The organism is Streptomyces sp. DH12 (assembly GCF_020873895.1).
Classification (GTDB): domain Bacteria; phylum Actinomycetota; class Actinomycetes; order Streptomycetales; family Streptomycetaceae; genus Streptomyces.
On the sequence record NZ_JAHWGT010000382.1, the window covers coordinates 1 to 650 of the forward strand.

The 650-nt window shown below is 68.8% G+C and carries 1 protein-coding gene and 1 pseudogene; one reads left to right on the forward strand and one right to left on the reverse strand.

Annotated elements, in window-relative coordinates:
* A partial coding sequence (locus tag LPA54_RS34690; protein WP_228984606.1) for a LacI family DNA-binding transcriptional regulator occupies nucleotides 1–117 on the reverse strand: 117 nt, incomplete at its 3' end.
* A 273-nt stretch (nucleotides 118–390) separates the two neighbouring features.
* On the opposite strand from LPA54_RS34690, the pseudogene LPA54_RS34695 reads away from it, so the two are divergent.
* A pseudogene (locus LPA54_RS34695) lies at nucleotides 391–650 on the forward strand (acyl-CoA dehydrogenase); the annotation flags it as partial.

Here is a 650-nt window from a genome sequence, read left to right on the forward strand (position 1 = left end):
GGAGCGCTCGACGCGCTGCCGGGTGGTCGCGGAGATGGACCGCTTGCCGCTGAGGACGTAGCTCACCGTGCTCGCCGAGTCTCCGGCGTGCGGGGCGACCTCGGCGAGGGTGACCATCCGGCATCTCCCAGGGTTGTGAAGCGCTTCGACGGGGCGCTGGAACGATGAAAAGGCTTGTGGAAACCGGTTCGACCCTAGCTTCCGCAGGGTCGTGATGTCCAGACAGTCGAAGCGCTTCGACGGGGGAGTTCCCCGCCGTCGCCGCCGTGCGCGGATCGGCCGGACGGCGGCACGAAGGGTGGTGGGGTCGCTACGAATCGGGTACATACGATCGAGTAGCACCGGTCCGTACCGCAATGACTCCATCCTATTCGCGGCGAGGTGAGCCTCATGTCCGCAGTACCCGAGACACCCGCGGCCCCGTCCAGGCCGACCGTCACCGAACGTGAGGCCCGGCAGGTCGCCGAGGCGGCGAGGGAGCAGGACTGGCGCAAGCCCAGCTTCGCCAAGGAACTGTTCCTCGGACGCTTCCGGCCCGACCTCATCCACCCCCACCCCCTTCCCGCCGACGAGGACGTCCGGCGCGGCGAGGAGTTCCTGGCCAAGCTGCGCGACTTCTGCGAGACGCGGGTCGACGGCGCCCTGATCGA